This window comes from Pseudomonas sp. nanlin1, from assembly GCF_045571515.1.
Lineage (GTDB): Bacteria > Pseudomonadota > Gammaproteobacteria > Pseudomonadales > Pseudomonadaceae > Aquipseudomonas.
Map to the genome: position 1 here is coordinate 5,037,532 of NZ_CP124218.1, position 20,538 is coordinate 5,058,069.

Annotated in this window: 17 protein-coding genes and 2 tRNA genes; 4 read left to right on the plus strand and 15 right to left on the minus strand. The window is 61.6% G+C overall.

Translation table 11 applies throughout. The features are described 5' to 3' along the window. Position 1: 1 nt before the first annotated feature. The 4 genes from rpsR to rnr form a co-directional block, all read right to left on the minus strand. Entirely contained in the window at positions 2-232 is a 231-nt protein-coding gene (rpsR, locus tag QCL65_RS23320) for a 30S ribosomal protein S18 (protein WP_008368574.1), read from the minus strand. A gap of 28 nt (positions 233-260) precedes the next feature. Beyond that, on the minus strand, positions 261-686 hold the full coding sequence (rpsF, locus tag QCL65_RS23325) for a 30S ribosomal protein S6 (protein ID WP_048360322.1): 426 nt from the start codon (positions 684-686) through the stop codon (positions 261-263). Between the two features lie 209 nt (positions 687-895). Further along, on the minus strand, positions 896-1,645 hold the full coding sequence (gene rlmB, locus QCL65_RS23330) for a 23S rRNA (guanosine(2251)-2'-O)-methyltransferase RlmB (RefSeq protein ID WP_407313066.1): 750 nt from the start codon (positions 1,643-1,645) through the stop codon (positions 896-898). Further along, the gene (gene rnr / locus QCL65_RS23335) at positions 1,642-4,302 is read right to left on the minus strand and encodes a ribonuclease R (protein WP_407313068.1); all 2,661 of its coding nucleotides are present in this window, start codon (positions 4,300-4,302) and stop codon (positions 1,642-1,644) included. The genes rlmB and rnr overlap by 4 nt, the downstream gene beginning before the upstream one ends. Positions 4,303-4,527: 225 nt before the next feature. Between rnr and QCL65_RS23340 the strand changes: the two genes are divergently transcribed. From QCL65_RS23340 to QCL65_RS23355, 4 genes are all read left to right on the plus strand, one after another. Then, positions 4,528-4,614: transfer RNA gene (locus QCL65_RS23340), tRNA-Leu, on the plus strand. A 165-nt stretch (positions 4,615-4,779) separates the two neighbouring features. Beyond that, positions 4,780-4,866 (plus strand) — tRNA-Leu (locus tag QCL65_RS23345). 138 nt (positions 4,867-5,004) lie between these two features. Further along, on the plus strand, positions 5,005-6,003 hold the full coding sequence (locus QCL65_RS23350) for an extracellular solute-binding protein (RefSeq protein ID WP_407313071.1): 999 nt from the start codon (positions 5,005-5,007) through the stop codon (positions 6,001-6,003). A 5-nt stretch (positions 6,004-6,008) separates the two neighbouring features. Next, on the plus strand, positions 6,009-7,562 hold the full coding sequence (locus QCL65_RS23355) for an ABC transporter permease (RefSeq protein WP_407313073.1): 1,554 nt from the start codon (positions 6,009-6,011) through the stop codon (positions 7,560-7,562). A gap of 88 nt (positions 7,563-7,650) precedes the next feature. Here the strand turns inward: QCL65_RS23355 and QCL65_RS23360 are convergent, their stop codons facing one another. The 11 genes from QCL65_RS23360 to QCL65_RS23410 all read right to left on the minus strand — a co-directional run bounded on the left by QCL65_RS23360 (position 7,651) and on the right by QCL65_RS23410 (position 20,486). Continuing rightward, entirely contained in the window at positions 7,651-8,943 is a 1,293-nt protein-coding gene (locus tag QCL65_RS23360) for an adenylosuccinate synthase (RefSeq protein ID WP_407313075.1), read from the minus strand. 54 nt (positions 8,944-8,997) lie between these two features. Beyond that, the gene (locus tag QCL65_RS23365) at positions 8,998-10,185 is read right to left on the minus strand and encodes an ATP phosphoribosyltransferase regulatory subunit (RefSeq protein ID WP_407313077.1); all 1,188 of its coding nucleotides are present in this window, start codon (positions 10,183-10,185) and stop codon (positions 8,998-9,000) included. A 232-nt stretch (positions 10,186-10,417) separates the two neighbouring features. Further along, complete coding sequence (gene hflC / locus QCL65_RS23370; protein WP_407313080.1) at positions 10,418-11,287, minus strand: protease modulator HflC; 870 nt, start codon at positions 11,285-11,287, stop codon at positions 10,418-10,420. After that, a complete protein-coding gene (gene hflK / locus QCL65_RS23375) occupies positions 11,287-12,468 on the minus strand; it encodes an FtsH protease activity modulator HflK (protein WP_407313082.1) in 1,182 nt (393 codons plus the stop codon). The genes hflC and hflK overlap by 1 nt, the downstream gene beginning before the upstream one ends. Positions 12,469-12,564: 96 nt before the next feature. Further along, the gene (hflX, locus tag QCL65_RS23380; RefSeq protein ID WP_407313084.1) at positions 12,565-13,866 is read right to left on the minus strand and encodes a ribosome rescue GTPase HflX; all 1,302 of its coding nucleotides are present in this window, start codon (positions 13,864-13,866) and stop codon (positions 12,565-12,567) included. Positions 13,867-13,878: 12 nt separating this feature from the next. Further along, positions 13,879-14,139 (minus strand): RNA chaperone Hfq, encoded by a 261-nt coding sequence (gene hfq / locus QCL65_RS23385; RefSeq protein WP_407313086.1) that lies wholly within the window; start codon positions 14,137-14,139, stop codon positions 13,879-13,881. A 100-nt stretch (positions 14,140-14,239) separates the two neighbouring features. Next, positions 14,240-15,211, minus strand: coding sequence for a tRNA (adenosine(37)-N6)-dimethylallyltransferase MiaA (gene miaA, locus QCL65_RS23390; protein ID WP_407313088.1), 972 nt, complete (start codon positions 15,209-15,211; stop codon positions 14,240-14,242). Positions 15,212-15,214: 3 nt separating this feature from the next. After that, positions 15,215-17,107 (minus strand): DNA mismatch repair endonuclease MutL, encoded by a 1,893-nt coding sequence (mutL, locus tag QCL65_RS23395; RefSeq protein ID WP_407313090.1) that lies wholly within the window; start codon positions 17,105-17,107, stop codon positions 15,215-15,217. Continuing rightward, positions 17,104-18,528, minus strand: a complete 1,425-nt coding sequence (locus tag QCL65_RS23400) for an N-acetylmuramoyl-L-alanine amidase (protein WP_407313092.1) — start codon at positions 18,526-18,528, stop codon at positions 17,104-17,106. Before QCL65_RS23400 ends, mutL begins: the two co-directional genes overlap by 4 nt. 3 nt (positions 18,529-18,531) lie before the next feature. Further along, positions 18,532-19,002, minus strand: a complete 471-nt coding sequence (tsaE, locus tag QCL65_RS23405) for a tRNA (adenosine(37)-N6)-threonylcarbamoyltransferase complex ATPase subunit type 1 TsaE (RefSeq protein ID WP_407313095.1) — start codon at positions 19,000-19,002, stop codon at positions 18,532-18,534. After that, entirely contained in the window at positions 18,990-20,486 is a 1,497-nt protein-coding gene (locus QCL65_RS23410) for an NAD(P)H-hydrate dehydratase (protein WP_407313097.1), read from the minus strand. The genes tsaE and QCL65_RS23410 overlap by 13 nt, the downstream gene beginning before the upstream one ends. Positions 20,487-20,538 lie beyond the last annotated feature (52 nt).

The window sequence follows — 20,538 nt, forward strand, 5'->3', positions numbered from 1 at the left end:
CTCAGCGGCCGTGGCTGTCGGTGTAGGCCAACAGGGCCAGGAAGCGGGCGCGCTTGATAGCGACAGCCAGCTGACGCTGATAACGAGCCTTGGTACCGGTGATACGGCTTGGAACGATCTTGCCGGTTTCGGATACATAGGCTTTCAGCGTGTTGAGATCTTTGTAATCGATCTCTTTCACATCTTCAGCGGTGAAACGGCAGAATTTACGACGACGGAAGAAACGTGCCATGTAATTGGCTCCTCAAAAGGTCCGTGGATTACTCGTCAGCGTTATCGCTGGCGTCGCTGTTGTCGCTGTCATCGCCATCGGCGCTGTCAGAGTGCTCAGGACGGTCACGACGCTCACGGCGCTCGCTGCGGTTTTCTTCGGCCTTGAGCATCTCGGACTGACCAATGACGGCTTCGTCGCGACGGATGACCAGGTTACGGATCACGGCATCGTTGTAGCGGAAGTTGTCTTCCAGCTCGGCCAGGGCCTTGCCAGTGCACTCAACGTTCAGCATCACGTAGTGAGCTTTGTGAACATTGTTGATTGCGTAGGCCAGTTGACGACGGCCCCAATCTTCCAGACGGTGGATCTTGCCGCCGTCTTCTTCGATCAGCTTGGTGTAACGCTCGACCATGCCGCCGACTTGCTCGCTCTGATCCGGGTGGACCAGAAAGATGATTTCGTAATGACGCATGAATGCTCCTTACGGGTTGTAGCCTGCCGCCAGAGCGGTCAGACAAGGAGTGAATGACACTGTGTGTATTGCCCGGAAAGCAGGCACGTAAGCGCCTGCCATCACAGCAAGGGGCGCAATTGTAGAGAAGGGGTTGGGAGGACGCAAGGCATTTGATGGGAGCAGGCGACGAGCTACCGTAGGTGGAACCCGCCGCCGGTGACGCCTGGCTACTTCTTTTTGGCCTTGCGCTGACGCACCGCTTCGAACAGGCACACGCCCGTTGCCACGGATACGTTCAGGCTGCTGACGCTGCCCGACATCGGCAGCTTCACTAGGTAGTCGCAGTGTTCACGGGTCAAGCGCCGCATGCCTTTGCCTTCGGCCCCCATGATCAAAATGGTGGGGCCGGTCAGGTCCTGATCGTAGATCTCGACCTCGGCCTCGCCCGCCGTGCCCACCACCCACAGGCCCCGCTGCTGGAGTTTTTCCAGGCTGCGCGCCAGATTAGTCACGGCGACCAACGGGATCACTTCCGCCGCGCCACAGGCCACTTTGCGCACCGCCGGGGTGAGGGTGGCCGATTTGTCCTTGGGCACGATCACCGCCAGGGCACCTGCCGCATCGGCACTGCGCAAGCAGGCGCCGAGGTTATGGGGGTCGGTGACGCCGTCGAGCACCAGCAACAGAGGCGGCCCTTCGGTACGGTCCAGCAGCTCATCGAGCATGGCTTCGCCCCATACCTGGCTTGGGCTGACTTCGGCCACTACACCCTGGTGCACGCCTTCGACCCAGGCATCCAGCTCGCGCCGCTCAGCCTGGCCTACGGCCACGCGGTTCTGCGTCGCCAGTTCCACCAGTGTTTGCACACGCGGCTCGCTGCGCCCTTCCGACAACCAAATCTGCTTGACCCGCTTGGGGTGGTGACGCAGCAATGCTTCGACGGCGTGAACGCCGTAGATCTTTTCCAGCTGGCTCATGACTTCGCCTTGGGTTTACGCGAGCCGCTTTTAGACGGACCTTTTCGGTGCTTGGAGGGTTTGCCGTCCGCCCCGGCACTGCCAGCATTGGCCGACTTGCTCTTGCCGCCAGCAGCGCCAGCGCCGCCCTTGGCATCGGCGAGCAACGCCTTCTTCATTTCCCGGCTCTTGCGCACTTCGGCGTTTTTCGCCGCGGCATCCGAAGAGCGGTAAGCGTCGCTGGAGGAAGCCTTCGGCGCCGAACCACTGCGCCGCGGTGCCTTGACCTCGGGTGCAGGGGCGGCTTCGACCGGCGCTTTTTTCTCGTACTTCCCGCCTTTACCGGCGGGCGCTTTTTTTGCCGACGACGGCTTTTCAGCAGGCGCTTCGGCTTTACGGTTTTTGCGCCCGATCGGTGCCGCCAGGGTGGACTCGGCCATTTCGAAATCGATCTTGCGCTCGTCCAGGTCGACCCGCATGACGCGTACTTCGACCGTGTCGCCCAAGCGGAAATTACGCCCGGTGCGCTCGCCCGCCAGGCGGTGATGCACGGCGTCGAAGTGGTAATAGTCGCCCGGCAGCGCGGTGACGTGCACCAGGCCTTCGACGAAGATATCGGTCAGCTCGACGAACACGCCAAAGCCGGTCACGGCCGTGATCACGCCCGGGAAGCTTTCGCCGACACGGTCCTTCATGAACTCGCATTTGAGCCAGTTCACCACGTCACGGGTCGCCTCATCGGCGCGCCGCTCGTTCATAGAACACTGCTCGCCCAACCGCTCCAACGCACTTTCGTCGTAGGGGTAGATGCGCGCCTTGGGAATACTCATCGCCCCGGCGCGGCGCACGTGTGGCGTGTCCTGCTTGGAGTGAATCACACTGCGAATCGCGCGGTGGGTGAGCAGGTCCGGGTAACGCCGGATCGGCGAGGTGAAGTGGGTGTAGGCTTCGTAGTTCAGGCCGAAGTGGCCATGGTTGTCGGCGCTGTACACCGCCTGGCTCAACGAGCGCAGCATGACGGTCTGGATCACATGGAAATCCGGGCGGTCCTGGATCGCTTCCAGCAGGGCACGGTAGTCTTTGGGTGAAGGGCCATCCTTACCTTTGTTGATCGAAAGGCCCAGCTCGCCGAGGAACGCGCGCAGTTTCTCCAGGCGCTCTGGCGGAGGGCCATCGTGCACCCGGTACAAGGCGGGAATCTCGTGCTTTTTGAGGAATTCGGCGGTGGCCACGTTCGCGGCCAGCATGCATTCTTCGATCAGCTTGTGGGCGTCGTTGCGTACGGTTGGCTTGATCTCGGCGATCTTGCGCTCGGAACCGAAGATGATCCGGGTTTCCTGGGTCTCGAAGTCAATCGCACCGCGCACATGGCGGGCGGCCAACAACACTTTGTACAACGCGTACAGCTGTTTGAGGTGCGGCAGTACTTCGCCATACTCGCCGCGCAGGGCTTTCGCCTCGCTCGAGCGCGAATGCTCCAGCATCGTGCTGACTTTGTTGTAGGTCAGGCGCGCATGGGAGTGGATCACCGCCTCGTAAAACACGTAGTCGGTCATCTCGCCGGTCTTCGAGATGGTCATCTCACAAACCATGGCCAAGCGGTCGACATGCGGGTTCAGGGAGCACAAGCCGTTGGAGAGCTGCTCGGGCAGCATCGGGATAACACGCTCGGGGAAGTACACGGAGGTGCCACGCACTTCGGCCTCGGTGTCCAGCGCCGAGCCGATTTTCACATAACTGGAAACGTCGGCAATCGCCACGTACAGCTTCCAGCCACCGGAGAACAAGCGCAGCTTGCCGGGTTTGGCTTCACAGAACACCGCATCGTCGAAATCGCGAGCGTCTTCGCCGTCGATGGTGACAAAGGGTAGATGGCGCAAGTCGACGCGCTTCTCTTTGTCTTTTTCTTCCACCTCAGGTTTGAGTTTGGCGGCTTCTTTGAGCACGGCCTCCGGCCAGACATGGGGGATGTCATACGTGCGCAACGCGACGTCGATTTCCATGCCGGGGGCCATGTAATTGCCCACCACTTCGACGATATCGCCCTGGGGCTGAAAACGTGGCGTGGGCCAATGGGTGATTTTCACTTCAACGAACTGGCCGACCTTGGCACTGCCGTTGCGCCCTGGGGTGACCAGCACTTCTTGCTGCACCTTGGGGTTGTCCGGTAGCACGAACCCGATACCGCCCTCTTCGAAGTAGCGGCCCACGATGGTTTCGTGAGCGCGGGAAACCACTTCGACGATCACGCCTTCACGCCGACCACGACGGTCCAGGCCGGACACCCGGGCCAGGGCGCGGTCGCCGTCGAACACCAGGCGCATTTGCGCTGGGCTCATGAACAGGTCGTCGCTGCCGTCGTCGGGGATCAGAAAGCCAAAGCCATCGCGGTGGCCACTGATGCGCCCGGCAATCAGGTCCAGTTTATCGACGGGGGCATAGGTGCCGCGGCGGGTATAAATGAGTTGAGCATCGCGCTCCATGGCGCGCAGGCGTCGACGCAGCGCTTCGAGCTGCTCTTCGGTGGTCAGCCCGAACTCCTCGACCAACTGCTCGCGGCTAGCGGGCGAACCGCGCTCGTCGAGGTGCTTGAGGATCAGCTCACGGCTGGGAATAGGGTTTTCGTATTTTTCCGCTTCACGAGCGGCCTCGGGATCGAGGGTCTGCCAATCGGCCATTAGAGAGAATTCACCTTGTCTATATGCGGGTTAGTTTGGCATACGCGTATTGAAACGGGAAATTTCCGGGCCATAGAGCCGCTGAAAAGCCGTTTACGTGGGCTTGAAAGCTCTACCGAATGCCGCTTAAACAGTATTTCTATTATTTTTCACGACGGGGCTTTACAGGTCAAATAGCCGTCCGTATAGTGCGCGCCATCGACGACGCACAGCGTCAACGATGCTGCCCAGATGGTGAAATTGGTAGACACGCCAGCTTCAGGTGCTGGTGACCTTACGGTCGTGGAAGTTCGAGTCTTCTTCTGGGCACCAATTCAAAGCGCAGATTACAGCAATCTTGCGCTTGCGACAAAAACCCGCGAAAGCGGGTTTTTTCGTTCTAGGTTTTCGATTTATTAAAACCAGAACAGGGGTTTACAGATCAAAATCGGCTCCGTATAGTGCGCTCCATCAACGGCATGCAATGCTGCTGATGCTGCCCAGATGGTGAAATTGGTAGACACGCCAGCTTCAGGTGCTGGTGACCTTACGGTCGTGGAAGTTCGAGTCTTCTTCTGGGCACCAATTCTTCAAGAACCCGCGAAAGCGGGTTTTTGCGTTTCTGGGCCAGGCACTCTTGCCACACCACCAAGCGCGCATGAGAAACTATATCGTTTATAATTGTTTCAAGATTCTATTGCCCATGCGCTAGGAAGATTGTAAATGATCATGCGAAAGACCTTGGCCGGCGCCCTGTTCGGCTGGCTGCTGACCCTGCCAGCAGCCCACGCCGCCGACCCCGTTGTACTCACGCTGTATAACGGTCAACACAAGGAAGTCGGTGAGGCGATCGCTGCCGGCTTCGAGGCCAAGACCGGTATCCACGTCGACATTCGCAAAGGCAGCAGCAACCAACTGGCCAGCCAGATCGTCGAAGAAGGGCCCCGCTCACCCGCCGACGTTATCTATACCGAGGGCTCACCGCCGCTCAACGCCTTGGGCGAACAGGGCTTTCTGGCCCAGGTCGGTGCGCCCATCCTAAACAGCCTGCCCAAAGAATACGTCGCCAAAGACGGTACCTGGATGGGCGTCACCGCCCGGGTCCGCGTAGCGGCCTACAACCCCAAACTGATCGATGAAAAAGACCTGCCCAAATCGGTGCTGGGTTTCGCCGGGCCAGAATGGCAAGGCAAGATCGGTTTCGTACCCAACAGCGGTGAGTTCCAAGAGCAAGCCGTGGCCGTTATCCGCCTTAATGGCCGCGACGCTGCCGAAGAATGGCTGACCGGCCTGCGTGCGTTCGGCAAGACATACAGCAACAATATCGTCGCATTGAAAGCAGTGGAAAACGGTGAGATCCCCGTCGCACTGATCAACACCTACTACTGGCACGCCTTGAAACGGGAAAAAGGTCAGCTGGATTCACGCCTTTACTATTTCAAGGGCGGCGACGCGGGCGGCCTGATCAGTATCTCCGCCGCAGGCGCGGTCAAGGCAAGCAAAAATCCTGCCGAGGCGCAGCAACTGCTGGCCTATATGGCCAGCGAAGAAGGCCAACGAGTCATCACCCGGGCGACCGCTGAGTACCCCTTGTTCAAAGGCATGGTGTCCGACCAGGGCCTGAAGCCATTTGATGAACTGGACGCACCAAAAATCACCCCGGCCGACATCGGCAATGCCGAAGAAGCGCTGGAGATGGAGCAAGACGTGGGCCTGAATTGAGCACCGTGGCCACTGCCCCAACCAAACCTTTCAGCCCACGACGCAAGCGCCCATCCCTCTGGGTGGTGGTGCCGGTGCTGCTGTTGGTCATCCTCAGCGCCCTGCCCCTGCTATACGTAGGCCTGCGCACTTGGCAAGCCGGTGCCGAACAGGCGTTGCACCTGCTATGGCGCCCCTATGTCATGCGTCTGCTGGGCAACACCCTGATGCTGCTGGTGGGCGTCACCCTGAGCTGCATGGTGATCGGCGTCAGCCTGGCTTGGCTACTGGAGCGCAGTAACCTGGCAGGCCGTCGCCTCTGGGGTGTAGTGCTGTGCCTGCCATTTGCGGTACCGGCATTCGTCAGCAGCTTCACCTGGGTGTCGCTGAGTTCAGGCTTCGAAGGCTTGGGCGGCGCGATCATGGTTATGGCACTGTCCAAGTACCCTCTGGTGTTCCTGCCAGTCGCTGCCACCCTGCGCCACCTTGACACCTCTCTTGAAGAGTCGGCACGCACCCTGGGCGAGGACCGTTGGGGGGTGTTCTTCAAGGTTACGTTGCCGCTGCTATGGCCTTCGGTGCTGGGCGGCGCTTTGCTGATCGCCCTGCACATGTTGGTGGAGTTCGGTGCGCCGTCGATCCTCGGCCTACAAACCTTTACCACGGCGATTTACCAACAGTTTGAGCTGCAGTTCAGCAATGCCAACGCGGCCGTGCTGTCTGCCGCGTTACTGGCGATGTGTCTGTTGTTTCTCTGGCTCGAACTGCGCGTGCGCGGCACCGCACGGCATATTCGCATAGGCCAGGGCGTAGCTCGGCGCGCGGCGCCCACCGCATTGGGCCGCTGGGGGCTGATGGGGCAAGCCTATTGCGTCGCGTTGACGGTACTGGGCAGTGGCGTGCCCTTGGCGATGCTCGGTTACTGGCTGGTGGAAGGCCGCTCAGCGGCGTTTCCGCTGGCGCAAATCGGCGAGGCGTTACTGGCCTCTCTTTCGCTGTCGCTGGGCGGCGCCGCGCTGTGCCTGGTACTGGCCCTGCCGGTTGGCCTGCTGGTGGTGCGCTACAAAGGCCGGCTGGCCGTTTGGGCCGAGCGCTTGCCCTACCTGCTGCACGCGCTGCCTGGGCTGGTGATCGCGCTGACCTTGGTGTTTTTCTCGCTGCACTACGTGCCAGCGCTGTACCAGACCACTGCCCTGCTGCTGCTGGCCTATGCGCTACTCTTTCTGCCAATGGCCCAAGCGCCCGTACGCACAGCGCTGAACAAAGCTGCTCCGCAATTGGAAGAAGCCGCCCGGACCCTCGGCGCGAGCTCGTTCACGGCCTTTTGCCGGGTGACCCTGCCGATTATCTTCCCCGCCATGGCGGCCGCGTTCGCGCTGGTCTTTTTGGATGCCATGAAAGAACTGACAGCCACGCTGGTGCTGGCACCGACTGGGCTGACGACATTGGCGACGGAGGTGTGGGCGAACACGGCCAACATGCAGTTCGCCGCAGCGGCGCCCTATGCGGCGCTACTGATCTTGATCTCCGGGCTGCCGGTGTACCTGCTGACAACACGGATGTATTTGAATAAAGGTTAGGTGGGAAGAGATCGGGGGCAAGAGCTCGGGGGCAAGCCCCCTCCTACATCAGGTGCTGTAGGAGGGGGCTTGCCCCCGAGCATTCAACCTAGGCGAACGGATGGCGCAAAACGATGGTTTCGACGCGGTCCGGGCCGGTGGAGATGATGTCGATCGGCGCACCCACCAACTCTTCCAGGCGGTTGATGTAGGCCCGAGCGTTAGCCGGCAGCTCTTCCAAGGTCTTCGCCCCCACGGTGGACTCGCTCCAGCCGGGCATCTGCTCGTACACGGGCTCCAGGCCGATGTAGCTGTCAGCGTCGGTCGGCGCTTCGATCACGGCACCGTCGGCGTTTTTATAGCCAACGCAGATGTTGATCGTTTCCAGACCGTCCAGCACGTCCAGCTTGGTCAGGCAAATACCCGAGATGCTGTTGACGTCGATAGCGCGACGCAGGATCACCGCATCGAACCAACCGCAACGGCGAGCACGCCCGGTGGTAGCACCGAACTCATGGCCACGCTTGGCCAGGAAAGCGCCCACGTCGTCGAACAGCTCAGTAGGGAAAGGCCCCGAACCGACGCGCGTGGTGTAGGCCTTGGTGATACCCAGGATGTAGTCGATGTACATCGGGCCAAACCCTGAACCGGTGGCAATACCGCCAGCTGTGGTGTTGGAGCTGGTCACGTACGGGTAGGTGCCGTGATCGATGTCCAGCAACGAGCCCTGGGCGCCTTCGAACATGATGTCCTTGCCTGCGCGACGAAGCTCGTGCAGCTCGGCGGTGACATCGAGCATCATCGGCTTGAGCAGCTCGGCGTACTCCATGCACTCATCCAGGGTTTTCTGGAAGTCGATGGCCGGCTCTTTGTAGTAATTCACCAACACGAAGTTATGGTAATCGAGCAGCTCGCCCAGCTTGGCGGCAAAGCGCTCGCGGTGGAACAGGTCGCCGATACGCAGGCCGCGGCGAGCGACTTTGTCTTCGTACGCCGGGCCGATGCCACGGCCAGTGGTGCCGATCTTGAGCTCGCCACGGGCCTTTTCGCGGGCTTGGTCGAGCGCCACGTGATAGGACAGGATCAGCGGGCAGGACGGGCTGATACGCAGGCGCTCCCGGACCGGCACGCCTTTTTCTTCCAGCTTGATGATTTCGCGCATCAGGGCGTCGGGCGCTACCACCACGCCGTTACCGATCAGGCATTGCACGCCTTCGCGCAGCACGCCCGAAGGGATCAGGTGCAGCACGGTTTTCTCGCCGTCGATCACCAGGGTGTGACCGGCGTTGTGGCCGCCTTGATAGCGCACTACCGCGGCAGCATGTTCGGTCAGCAGATCAACGATCTTGCCTTTGCCCTCATCACCCCATTGGGTGCCCAGGACTACGACATTCTTACCCATAACACTTGTCCTCATTCGCGCAAACTTGGTGCCGGCAGCCGCCGGCAGGAAAACTCAGAGAGCCAATGGCAGCACCTGCCAACGCCCATCGTGCTGAATCAATTGCTGGTCGCAACCTGCCTCGACGGCAGCCTCGGCCAATTGCCCAGGCAGGGCCTGAACCACGCGCCGGCCTTCGCCGCGCAATTGGCAGACCAACTGCCAGAGCGCCGCATCGGTGGTGTCGGGCATCCAGATGCCTCCCGACGGCAAAGCGATTTCGGCCTGCCCCAGCGTGACCAGGGTCTTGAGATCGGTGGAAAACCCCGTGGCCGGGCGCGCCCGACCAAAATCGGCACCGATGTCATCATAACGGCCGCCCTGGGCAATGGATTGCCCCACGCCCGGTACGAACACCGCAAACACTACGCCGGTGTGATAGTGATAACCGCGCAACTCACCCAAGTCGAAATACAAGGGCAGCTCGGGGAAGCGCAGCGCCAGACGCTCGGCGATTGCCAGCAGATCGTCCAGCGCCGCCAGCACGGCAGCCGGCGCGCCGGCCAGGCGCACGCGTGCCTGGGCCAATACCTCGCGGCCACCGCACAGATCGACCAGCGCGCGCAGCATGCTCGCCAGGTCGCTCGGCAGCCCCTCGGTCAGCTCGATGACTTCGTCGATCGCCTTTCGCTGCAGGGCGTCGAACAACTGCTGCTCGACGCTACCCGACAAGCCCGCGGCGCGGGCCAGGCCGCGGTAAATACCCACGTGCCCGAGGTCCATGTGCACGTCTGGCACGTCGGCCAACTGCAAGGTGGCGAGCATCAGGCTGATGACTTCCACGTCGCTGCTGGGGCTGGCATCGCCATACAATTCGGCGCCCAGCTGAATCGGGCTGCGCGAGTTGGACAGCGCCCGTGGCTGCGCATGCAGCACGCTGCCGGCGTAGCACAGGCGGGATGGGCCTTCACGCCGCAGGGTATGGGCGTCGATACGCGCCACCTGCGGGGTGATGTCGGCCCTGAAGCCCATTTGCCGACCCGACTGTGGGTCGATGACTTTGAAGGTGCGCAGATCCAGGTCCTGGCCCGCGCCGGTGAGCAGCGACTCCAAGTACTCGATGTGCGGAGTGACGACGAACTCGTAACCCCAACTCTGGAACAGATCCAACACCTGACGGCGCGCTACTTCGATACGCGCCGCTTCCGGCGGCAGTACTTCTTCGATGCCATCTGGCAGCAGCCAGCGGTCTACCGTTGCCATTACGCCTTTCCCCTATGATCCGGGCGGCCAGCCCTCGGGCGAGCCTTAAGTGAAGCAGAAAACAGCCACCGCAACCGTGTCGCGGGGCCGTTCCTCAGAAATCCGGGCCAGTGTTCGGCCTATCGATCTTGCAGACGCAAAAAAGCCGGGAATTTCCCGGCTGCCGCATCATACACTCGTTTTGATCGAGGTTCACCCCACCCGGCGGTTTAACCGCCCGGTGGGGGGTCGATCAAGGCTTGAACTTCTCCATGTATTTGAAGAAGTCGCTGCTTGGGTCGAGCACCAACACGTCGCTTTTATCATCGAAGCTTTGGCGGTAAGCCTGCAGGCTGCGGTAGAAGGAGTAGAACTCCTGATCCTGGCCATAAGCTTGACTGTAGATGGATGCGGCCTGAGCGTCACCGTCACCACGTGCTTCTTCAGATTCACGATAGGCTTCGGCCAGCAGTACGCGGCGCTGACGATCGGCGTCGGCACGAATACCCTCGGCCAGCTCGTTACCCTTGGCGCGATGCTCACGGGCTTCACGCTCACGCTCGGTGCTCATACGCTCGAACACGCTGCGGTTGACTTCTTTCGGCAAGTCGATGGCCTTGACCCGGACGTCGATGACTTCGATGCCCAGCTCTTTGTCGGCCATGCGGTTCAGCGAGCCGGTGATGTCCGCCATCAGTGCATCGCGTTCACCCGACACCACTTCGTGCAGGGTGCGCTTACCGAACTGGTCACGTAACCCGGACTCCAGGCGACGCGACAGACGCTCGTCAGCGATCTGCTTCATACCGGATGTCGCGGTGTAGAAACGCTCAGCGTCCTTGACACGCCACTTGGCATAGGCATCGACCATTACCGCTTTTTTCTCCAGGGTCAGAAACCGCTGGGTAGGTGCGTCAAGGGTCATCAAGCGAGCGTCGAACTTACGCACCTGGTTCATGTAAGGGATCTTGACGTGCAGGCCCGGCTCTACATTAGGCTGGACGACCCGACCGAATTGCAGCAATACGGCCCGCTCGGTCTGCGCCACGATGTAGAAACTGTTCCAGGCTCCGATCGCCAGCACAACGCCAACGATCAGGGCGATCAGCGATTTATTGCCCATCAGCGACTCTCCCTAGAACGCATTTCGCGCTGTTGCTGCTGCAGGTCGGCCGCCGCTCGGGCACCCGCTTCATTAGCGGTGGCTGGCGTGCTGCTGGCCGGCGCAGGCGTATTGCTGCGGCTGCCGTTGACCATTTTGTCCAGCGGCAGGTAGATCAGGTTGTTCTGACCGTCCTTGCTGCTGACCAACACCTTGCTGGTGTTGCTGTAGACGCTTTGCATGGTTTCCAGGTACAGACGCTGGCGAGTGATCTCTGGCGCCTTGCGGTACTCGGCCACCAGCTTGGTGAAGCGGTCTGCCTCACCCTTGGAGCGGGAGATGACTTCGTCGCGATAACCGTTGGCGTCTTCGATGATGCGCTGGGCTTGACCGCGGGCTTCGGGAATCACGCCGTTGGCGTAGCTCTCGGCCTGGTTGCGCGAACGTTGCTCGTCTTCACGGGCGCGGATCACGTCATCGAAGGCTTCCTGTACTTCGCGCGGGGCTGCCGCGCTCTGCACGTTCACCTGGGTAACGGTGATACCCGTCTGGTAAGTGTCGAGGAAGCGTTGCAGGCGCTCCTTGATCTCGCTCGCCATCAGTTCACGACCTTCGGTCAACACCTGGTCCATCGCCGTGGAACCCACCACGTGGCGCACGGCGCTGTCGGTGGCGTGTTGCAGGCTGATCTCAGGCTGGTCGACGCGCAAGACGTAGTCTTGCAGGTTGGTGATCTTGTACTGCACGGTCAGCGGCACTTCGACGATGTTCTCGTCTTCGGTCAGCATCTGGCCTTGCTTGGTATAAGCACGCTCGCGGGTGACGTTTTCCAGGTACTTGCGATCGATCGGCGGGAAGTAGATGTTCAAACCCGGCCCGACGGTTTCGTAGTACTTACCGAAGCGCAGCACGACGGCCTGCTCCTGCTCGTCGACCACATAAACGGCGCTGTACAGCCAAATAGCGGCCAGCACGACGAGGCCGATCCCGAGCAGGCCAAAGCCACCGCCCCTGGAGGAACCGCCTTCACCACCGCTACCACCAGTGCGTTTCTTACCGCCACCAAACAACCCATTCAGGCTGTCTTGCAGCTTGCGGAAGGCTTCGTCGAGATCCGGTGGCCCCTTGCGGTCGCCACCACGGCGCTTGCCACCCCAGGGATCCTGATTGTTCGAGTTGCCACCCGGCTCATTCCAAGCCATAGCGCTCTCCATCTGATAAAGCAAAGACGCACCCACGGCGCGCCGACCAATGCTACAGAATGCCTGCGGTGGCGGTACGACCACCTGCGCAGGCTTTTATTGCAAAGTGTGTTGCTCGATGAATTCTTCGGGCTCCATTCCCTCGCGACTGACCAGGCGATTCAACTCAACCCTTGGCAAACGCACCGCCAAGAGACTGCCACCGTCCTCATCGTGGGTTTCACTCTGTACTGCACCCAGGGTAAAAAATTGTGCTCGCAGCCGGCCCAGGTTTTGCCCCAGGCGCAGGGTGCCGACAAACAGGTCGTCACCCAACAATTCGGCCACGGCCTGCTTGACCAGGTCCAGGCCACGCCCATCGCGGGCCGATACCCAAACCCGCAGGGGCTTGCCATCGGCGTCACGCTGGATTTGCGGCTCAACCCCTTCAAGCAGGTCGAGTTTGTTATACACCTCAAGGATCGGCAAGCCCTGCGCACCGATCTCGGTGAGCACCGCCATCACTTGTTCAATTTGCGCCATGCGTTCCGGCTCATGGGCGTCGATCACATGCAGCAGCAGGTCGGAGTTGCTCGACTCTTCGAGGGTGGCGCGAAACGCCTCCACCAGCTTGTGCGGCAAGTGCCGAATGAAGCCCACGGTGTCCGCCAGGATCACCGGGCCCAGGTCGTTCAGCTCGAGGCGACGCAGGGTAGGGTCAAGGGTTGCGAACAGTTGATCGGCGGCATACACCTCGGAGGACGTCACTGCGTTGAACAGCGTCGACTTGCCCGCGTTGGTATAGCCCACCAGTGAAACCGAAGGAATGTCAGCGCGCCGACGCCCACGGCGAGCTTGCTCGCGCTGGCTGCGGACTTTCTCAAGGCGCGCCTTGATCTGCCGCAGGCGCACACGCAACAGGCGGCGGTCGGTTTCAAGCTGGGTTTCACCCGGCCCACGCAAACCGATACCGCCTTTTTGCCGCTCCAGGTGAGTCCAGCCACGCACCAGCCGCGTACTCATGTGCTCGAGCTGGGCCAGTTCGACCTGCAGCTTGCCTTCATGGGTGCGCGCCCGTTGGGCGAAAATATCGAGAATAAGACCGGTACGGTCGAGCACACGACACTCGAACACCCGCTCCAGGTTGCGTTCCTGGCTGGGCGTGAGGGTGTGATTGAAGATGACCAGGTCGGCGTGTTCGGCCTTGACCTGGTCGCGCAGCTCTTCGACCTTGCCGCTGCCGATCAGAAACTTGGCAGTCGGCTGGTGGCGCGCCACGCTAACGAACGCGACAGTTTCAGCACCGGCCGAGATGGCCAGCTCCTGAAACTCCTGCGGATCTTCACGCGCCTCAGGGGCCTGACCGTCCAGATGAACGAGGATCGCTCGTTCACCCCCTCCATGGCGCTCAAAGAACAAAGCAGACTCCTATCAAGCGTTACCAGGCTCGGCATCGCCCTGCTCAGCTTCGGCCGCGCTAGGCAGACGAACTGGGCGCACCGGCACTACTGTGGAGATGGCGTGTTTGTAGACCATTTGGCTGACAGTGTTCTTGAGCAGAATCACAAATTGGTCGAAAGACTCGATCGTACCCTGCAGCTTGATGCCATTTACGAGATAGATGGAGACGCCCACCTTTTCTTTACGCAAAGTATTCAAGTAAGGGTCTTGTAGCGTATGCCCTTTTGACATGTGCCGCACTCCTTTAAGGATCAATAGTTGAGAAAGCTGTGAAAAAATTTTTATGAATCAGGCCGCAACACCCCAAGGATAGACGGCTAATTGCAGGGACTCAGCTCAATATGGAGCTGCCCCCCAGGTATTTCAAGGCGCGAGGCAGATTGTCGCAGGCCAGGCTATCAAGCCAGTGCACCTCAGGCCAACCGCGTAACCAGGTGTATTGCCGTTTTGCCAATTGGCGAGTGGCAATAATCCCGCGCTCTTGCATTGCAAATGACGTCAGCTTGCCATCCAGATGATCCCAGACTTGCCGGTAGCCCACCGCTCGTATAGACGGCAGGCCCGCGTGCAAGTCACTTCTGGCACGCAGAGCAGTGACCTCATCGACGAAGCCTTGTTCCAACATTTGCACAAAACGCTGCGCAATTCGCTCATGCAGCACGCTGCGCTGGGCGGGGGCGATCGCTAAGTTGGCCACAGTATAGGGTAATTGCGAGCCGGTCGATGCGCCGGCGACGGTACTTTGCGCCGATTGGCGGGCACGATGCTCGGTCATGGTCATACCGCTGACCTGGTAGACCTCCAGCGCACGTACCAGGCGCTGCGGGTCATTGGGGTGAATGCGCGCGGCGGACACCGGGTCGACCGCTGCCAACCGGGCATGTAAGGCCGCCCAACCCTCGCGCAGCGCCTGGGCTTCAAGCTCGCTACGCACCTGAGCGTCGGCGGCCGGCATGTCGGCCAGGCCTTCGAGCAAAGCCTTGAAATACAACATCGTGCCGCCAACCAGTAGCGGAATGTTGCCGCGGGCCGTGATCTGCGCCATGGCCTGCAACGCATCGCGGCGAAAGTCAGCGGCTGAATAGCTTTGCGCAGGGTCGAGAATGTCGATCAGGTAATGCGGGTGCTGGGCCAACAGCTGCGGCGAGGGTTTCGCCGTGCCGATGTCCATGCCCCGGTAGACCAGGGCAGAGTCGACGCTGATCAGCTCACAGGGCAAGGCCTTGCTCAGCTCGATCGCCAGGTCGGTCTTGCCCGCGGCCGTGGGCCCCATCAAGAATATGGCAGGTGGTAACGCACTCATGGTTTAACGGCCGCGCAGGAAGAGTTTGTCCAGATCGTCCAGGCCCATTTGGGTCCAGGTCGGCCGGCCGTGATTGCATTGGCCGCTGCGCTCGGTGTTTTCCATGTCGCGCAGCAGGCCGTTCATTTCTGGGATCGCCAGCCGCCGATTGGCGCGGATCGCACCATGGCACGCCATGGTCCCGAGCAACTCGTTGAGGTGCGCCTGAATGCGGTCGCTGGTGCCGTAATCCATCAGGTCGGCCAAAACATCGTGCACCAGGCGGTTGGCTTCAGCCTGTTTGAGCAAGGCGGGTATCTGGCGGATCGCCAAACTCTCCGGGCCAAGCCGCTGCAGCTCGAACCCTAGGCGCTGAAACCAGGCCGCATGCTCTTCGGCGCAGTCGGCTTCACGCTGGCTGACCGCGATCGACTCCGGCACCAACAGCGGCTGGCCGCTAAGCCCCTCACTGGCCATGGCCAACTTGAGCCGCTCGTACATGATGCGCTCGTGGGCCGCGTGCATATCCACCAGCACTAAGCCCTGGGCATTCTCGGCCAGAATATAGATGCCTTTGAGCTGTGCCAGGGCGTAACCCAACGGCGGGATATCACCCTCACCAGATGGCAGACTGGCCGGCGCCTGGCCCGTGGGTAAGGGCGCGAAGAACGCACTGTAAGCACTTTGCGCTTCGGCGGCGGGCAAGGGCTGGGAAGTACGTGGGACATACTGATAGCCCGCACCAGCGCCACTGCCGAAAGAACGCGCTGGCGGCTGTGCGGCAGGCTGCTCCAGCAGGTTGGCCGCCAGGCGCATCTCACCTTGCGGCCCGAACTCACCGGCCTGCGCCCCCGTTGGGCGCGGCAACGGCGCTGCGCCAGGGGCTGTGGCCAAGTGGTCTTCCGGGCGTACATCAGCTAGCGCGCGGTGCAAGGTGCCATAGAGGAAATCGTGCACCATGCGGCCGTCGCGAAACCGTACTTCATGCTTGGTCGGGTGCACGTTTACGTCGACCACGGCAGGATCGACTTCGAAAAACAGCACGAACGTGGGGTGGCGGCCGTTGAACAGCACATCGCGGTAAGCCTGGCGCACCGCATGGGCGACCAGTTTGTCGCGTACGGCTCGGCCATTGACGAAGAAGTATTGCAAGTCCGCCTGGCCGCGCGAGAACGTTGGCAGCCCGACCCAGCCCCACAGGCGCAGGCCGTTGCGCTCGACTTCGATGGGCAGCGCCTGCTCCAGAAAGCCCGGGCTGCAGATGGTCGCGACACGCCGGGCGCGCGCTATCTCATCAAAGGCTTCGTGCAGGCTGAGGATGCTCTTACCGTTGTGCCGCAGATGAAAGCCCACATCGAAACGGGCCAGGGCCAGGCGTTTGATGACTTCCTGCAGGTGGTCGAATTCGGTTTTTTCGGTCTTGAGAAACTTGCGCCGGGCCGGCGTGTTGAAGAACAGGTCACGCACTTCCACCGAGGTGCCCACTGGGTGCGCGGCGGGCTGTACCCGCGAGACCATATCGCGGCCTTCGGTTTCGACCTGCCAGGCTTGCTCGGCCTGCACGGTGCGCGAGGTCAGGGTCAGGCGTGCGACGGAACTGATGGAAGCCAGTGCCTCACCGCGAAACCCCAGGCTCATGACCCGCTCCAGGTCTTCCAGGTCGCGGATCTTGCTGGTGGCATGGCGGGCCAACGCCAAGGGCAGGTCATCGGCGGCGATGCCACCACCATCGTCGCGCACCTTGAGCAACTTGACGCCACCCTGCTCGACGTCAATATCGATACGCTTGGCACCGGAGTCCAGGCTGTTTTCCAACAGTTCCTTGATCACCGAGGCGGGGCGCTCCACCACTTCACCCGCGGCGATCTGGTTGGCCAGGCGCGGGCTGAGCAGTTCGATACGGGCCGATTCACTCATGGTTGCGCGGCCAATACGGTGCTAGGGATTTCCAGGTGCTGGCCTACTTTCAACTCGTCGGTTTTAAGGCCGTTGGCACTGCGCAGCGCAGCAATGCCCACCTGATAACGCACGGCCAGCATGGCCAGGGTCTCACCCGAGCGCACCGTATGGTCGCGCGGGCCCTGGGCGATTTTGCCGGTATCGCGCAGCCAGGCGATGTAGGTGCCCGGCGGTGGATTTTGCTGGAAGAATTGTTTCACGCCAGTGCGGATCGACCGCGCCAACGCCTGCTGGTGAGCCGCAGAGCTAAGTTTATTGGCCTCGTTGGCATTGGAGATGAACCCGGTCTCAACCAGAATCGAGGGAATGTCCGGCGATTTCAACACCATGAACCCCGCTTGCTCGACCCGGCGTTTGTGCAGCGAGGTGACCTGGCCGATGTTGCTCAACACCTTCTGCCCGACGTTCAGGCTGGAGGTCAGCGAAGCGGTCATCGACAGGTCCAGCAGCACCCCAGCAAGCATGCGGTCTTTGTCGTCGAGGCTGACGTTACCGGCACCGCCGATCAGGTCGGAACGGTTTTCGCTATCGGCCAGCCAGCGCGCGGTTTCCGAAGTCGCCCCGCGTTCGGACAATGCGAACACCGAAGCGCCAAACGCAGCCGTCGACGGCGCGGCGTCGGCGTGGATCGAGACGAACAGGTCGGCGCCCTTCTTACGAGCAATTTCGGTGCGTTTGCGCAGCGGAATGAAATAGTCACCGGTACGCGTCAGCTCGGCGCGAAAGCCTTTCTCGGCGTTGATCTGCCGCTGTAGTTCTTTAGCGATCGCCAGCACCACGTCTTTCTCGTGTTGGCCACGGGAGCCGGAGGCGCCGGGGTCTTCGCCGCCGTGCCCGGCGTCGATGGCGATGATGATGTCACGTTTGCCATTGGGCACCGGTTCCAACTTGATCGACGGCTGCGTGGGGGTGACCGGCACCGCAGGGGTAGTCGCTACCGAGGGCGTTGGCACGGGTGGGTCTGCATCTGCGGGGGAGTCATACAGGTCGACCACCAGGCGGTTGCCATATTGCTGGTTCGGCGCCAGGGTGAAGCTCTTGGGCGTAACGGTTTTATTCAGGTCCACCACCACCCGCAAATCAGTCGGCGTGCGCTGGGCCGAACGTACACTGGTGATGGGTGTGTTGGCTGAGTTCACCTCAAGGGGGGCGGCCAGGGTCGCACCGTTGATGTCGATCACCAGACGGTCGGGCGAGCTGAGCGTGAACACGCTGTGTTGAACAGGCCCCGACAGGTCGAAGACCAGGCGTGTGTTATCCGGTGCTCGCCACACCCGCACGCTTTTGACTTGCGTGGCGGCCAAAGCGTCGACCGCCAGTGCCGTAAGCATGAATCCTACGACCGCGACCAGCGCGCGCATGCGCATACCTAACCCCATAATTTATTTGAATTCCTGTACCAGAACGGCACACCAAGACTCGCCACGTGGTCCCTGTGGCAGAAGACTCAACGAACGTCCGTTCGCTTCGGCGCTTATGGTAATGGTCAGGTCGGGCTTTGGCAAAAAGCCCGCACCGCGATGGGGCCACTCGATCAAGCACAGCGCATCGTTTTGAAAATAATCGCGGGCCCCCATGAACTCCAATTCCTCTGGATCTTCCAGGCGATAGAGGTCGAAATGAAATACCCGAACCGTACCGATCTCATAGGGTTCGACCAGGGTGAAGGTCGGGCTTTTGACCGGCCCCTCGTGCCCCAGACCACGGATCAAGCCGCGCGAGAGCGTGGTTTTACCTGCCCCCAGGTCGCCATCGAGAAACACCAGACCGCGCCCGCCGCATAATTCGGCCAAGCGCGCGCCGAGGTGCTGCATCGTTTGTTCGCCTTCTATAAACAGCTTTATTTCTGACACGGAAAATGCTCCTCAAGCAACCGACGAACGGCGGGAATCAGATCACTGGCAGCCAGCCCTCGGCCCTCACGGCCCTGCCCTTCACCGGCACTCGCGTGCAGCCAGACACCCAGGCAAGCGGCATCGAAGGCGTCCAGGTGCTGAGCCCGCAACGCGCCAATCAGACCCGCCAGGACATCACCCAGGCCTGCCGTCGCCATGGCCGGGTGACCTTGGGCGCACACCGCCAGGCGGCCATCGGGCGCGGCGATCAGGCTGCCAGCGCCCTTCAGAACGCACACCGCCGAATACTGGCGAGCCAGGGCCTGTGCGGCGCTGGCCCGGTCGGCCTGCACCTGCGCCGTCGAGCAAGCCAATAGCCGCGCCGCTTCACCGGGGTGCGGGGTTATTACACTATCGGCCGGCAACGCCACTGCACCAGCGGCCAATAGGTTTAACGCATCGGCGTCCCAGACTTGCGCCTTGGCGCTACTGGCCGCCACGGACAGCAGGCTACGCCCCCAGGCCCCCTGCCCCAGGCCCGGGCCGACCACCAGCACAGAAGCGGCCTCGACCAAGCCCATCAATTGATTGGCCGAGCGGGTGGGGCTAGCCATCACTTCGGGAAGACGCGTCAAAGCCGCGGCGACATGGGCTTCACGGGTCGCCAGGGTGACCATACCGGCACCACTGCGCAGGGCGCTTTCGGCGGTCAACAATGCAGCCCCGCCGGTGCCGTGGTCGCCGCCGATCACCAACACGCGGCCATACTGGCCTTTATGCGCGGTGGCCGGGCGCGCGGCCAAGGGTGGCAGCGAGGCGGGTTGTAACAGCCGGGCCTGTGGCGGCACTTGGGCAAGCACGGCCGGTTCTGCTTGCAAGTCATCGAAAACCACTTGGCCCACATGGTCGGCGGCTTGGCCGGTGAACAAGCCGAATTTCAAGCCGATATAAGTCACTGTCAGGTCAGCCTTTACGGCCACCCCCTGGGCATTACCGGTATCGGCGCTCAGGCCGGAAGGGATATCCACTGCCACCACCGGCCCGGGGTAAGCATTGATCGCGGCAATCGCTGCGGCATAAGGCGCGCGCACCTCGCCGCTCAAGCCAGTGCCCAGCAGCGCATCGACAACCACACCGGCCAGCGCGCTGTGCTCGCCCCAAGGCTGGATGGCGACTTGCGCGGCCGACGCATGGGCATAGGCCGCTCGGGCATCACCCTGCAGCGCCGCCGGGTCGGTCACGGCCCACACCTGGACCTGCCAACCCGCCTGCAGCGCCAACGCCGCGACCCAATAGCCGTCGCCTGCGTTATTGCCGTGCCCAGCCATCACGGTGAGCACCCGGGCCTGCGGCCAGCGCCGGCAGAGCGCGCGCCAAGTGGCCCGGGCGGCGCGTTGCATCAATTGCGCGCCGTCGGTGCCGGCAGCGATCAACCGCGCGTCGAGGTCGCGAACCTGGGCAGCGCTGTACAGTACGTCGGGCAATTGCTGATTTGACTGCATGATCCAACCTTGCGAAGCGATGTCTGGCAGAATTATACGCACCTGAGCCCTG

Bases quoted from the DNA above. Each gene is read 5' to 3' on its own strand.
- rlmB (WP_407313066.1), bottom strand. From the start codon at position 1,645: ATGAGCCAGCTGGAAAAGATCTACGGCGTTCACGCCGTCGAAGCATTG.
- QCL65_RS23360 (WP_407313075.1), bottom strand. From the start codon at position 8,943: ATGGGTAAGAATGTCGTAGTCCTGGGCACCCAATGGGGTGATGAGGGC.
- QCL65_RS23410 (WP_407313097.1), bottom strand. From the start codon at position 20,486: ATGCAGTCAAATCAGCAATTGCCCGACGTACTGTACAGCGCTGCCCAG.
- miaA (WP_407313088.1), bottom strand. From the start codon at position 15,211: ATGAGTGCGTTACCACCTGCCATATTCTTGATGGGGCCCACGGCCGCG.
- hflK (WP_407313082.1), bottom strand. From the start codon at position 12,468: ATGGCTTGGAATGAGCCGGGTGGCAACTCGAACAATCAGGATCCCTGG.
- hflC (WP_407313080.1), bottom strand. From the start codon at position 11,287: ATGGGCAATAAATCGCTGATCGCCCTGATCGTTGGCGTTGTGCTGGCG.
- QCL65_RS23400 (WP_407313092.1), bottom strand. From the start codon at position 18,528: ATGGGGTTAGGTATGCGCATGCGCGCGCTGGTCGCGGTCGTAGGATTC.
- QCL65_RS23350 (WP_407313071.1), top strand. From the start codon at position 5,005: ATGATCATGCGAAAGACCTTGGCCGGCGCCCTGTTCGGCTGGCTGCTG.
- rpsF (WP_048360322.1), bottom strand. From the start codon at position 686: ATGCGTCATTACGAAATCATCTTTCTGGTCCACCCGGATCAGAGCGAG.
- rpsR (WP_008368574.1), bottom strand. From the start codon at position 232: ATGGCACGTTTCTTCCGTCGTCGTAAATTCTGCCGTTTCACCGCTGAA.
- hfq (WP_407313086.1), bottom strand. From the start codon at position 14,139: ATGTCAAAAGGGCATACGCTACAAGACCCTTACTTGAATACTTTGCGT.
- rnr (WP_407313068.1), bottom strand. From the start codon at position 4,302: ATGGCCGATTGGCAGACCCTCGATCCCGAGGCCGCTCGTGAAGCGGAA.
- mutL (WP_407313090.1), bottom strand. From the start codon at position 17,107: ATGAGTGAATCGGCCCGTATCGAACTGCTCAGCCCGCGCCTGGCCAAC.
- QCL65_RS23365 (WP_407313077.1), bottom strand. From the start codon at position 10,185: ATGGCAACGGTAGACCGCTGGCTGCTGCCAGATGGCATCGAAGAAGTA.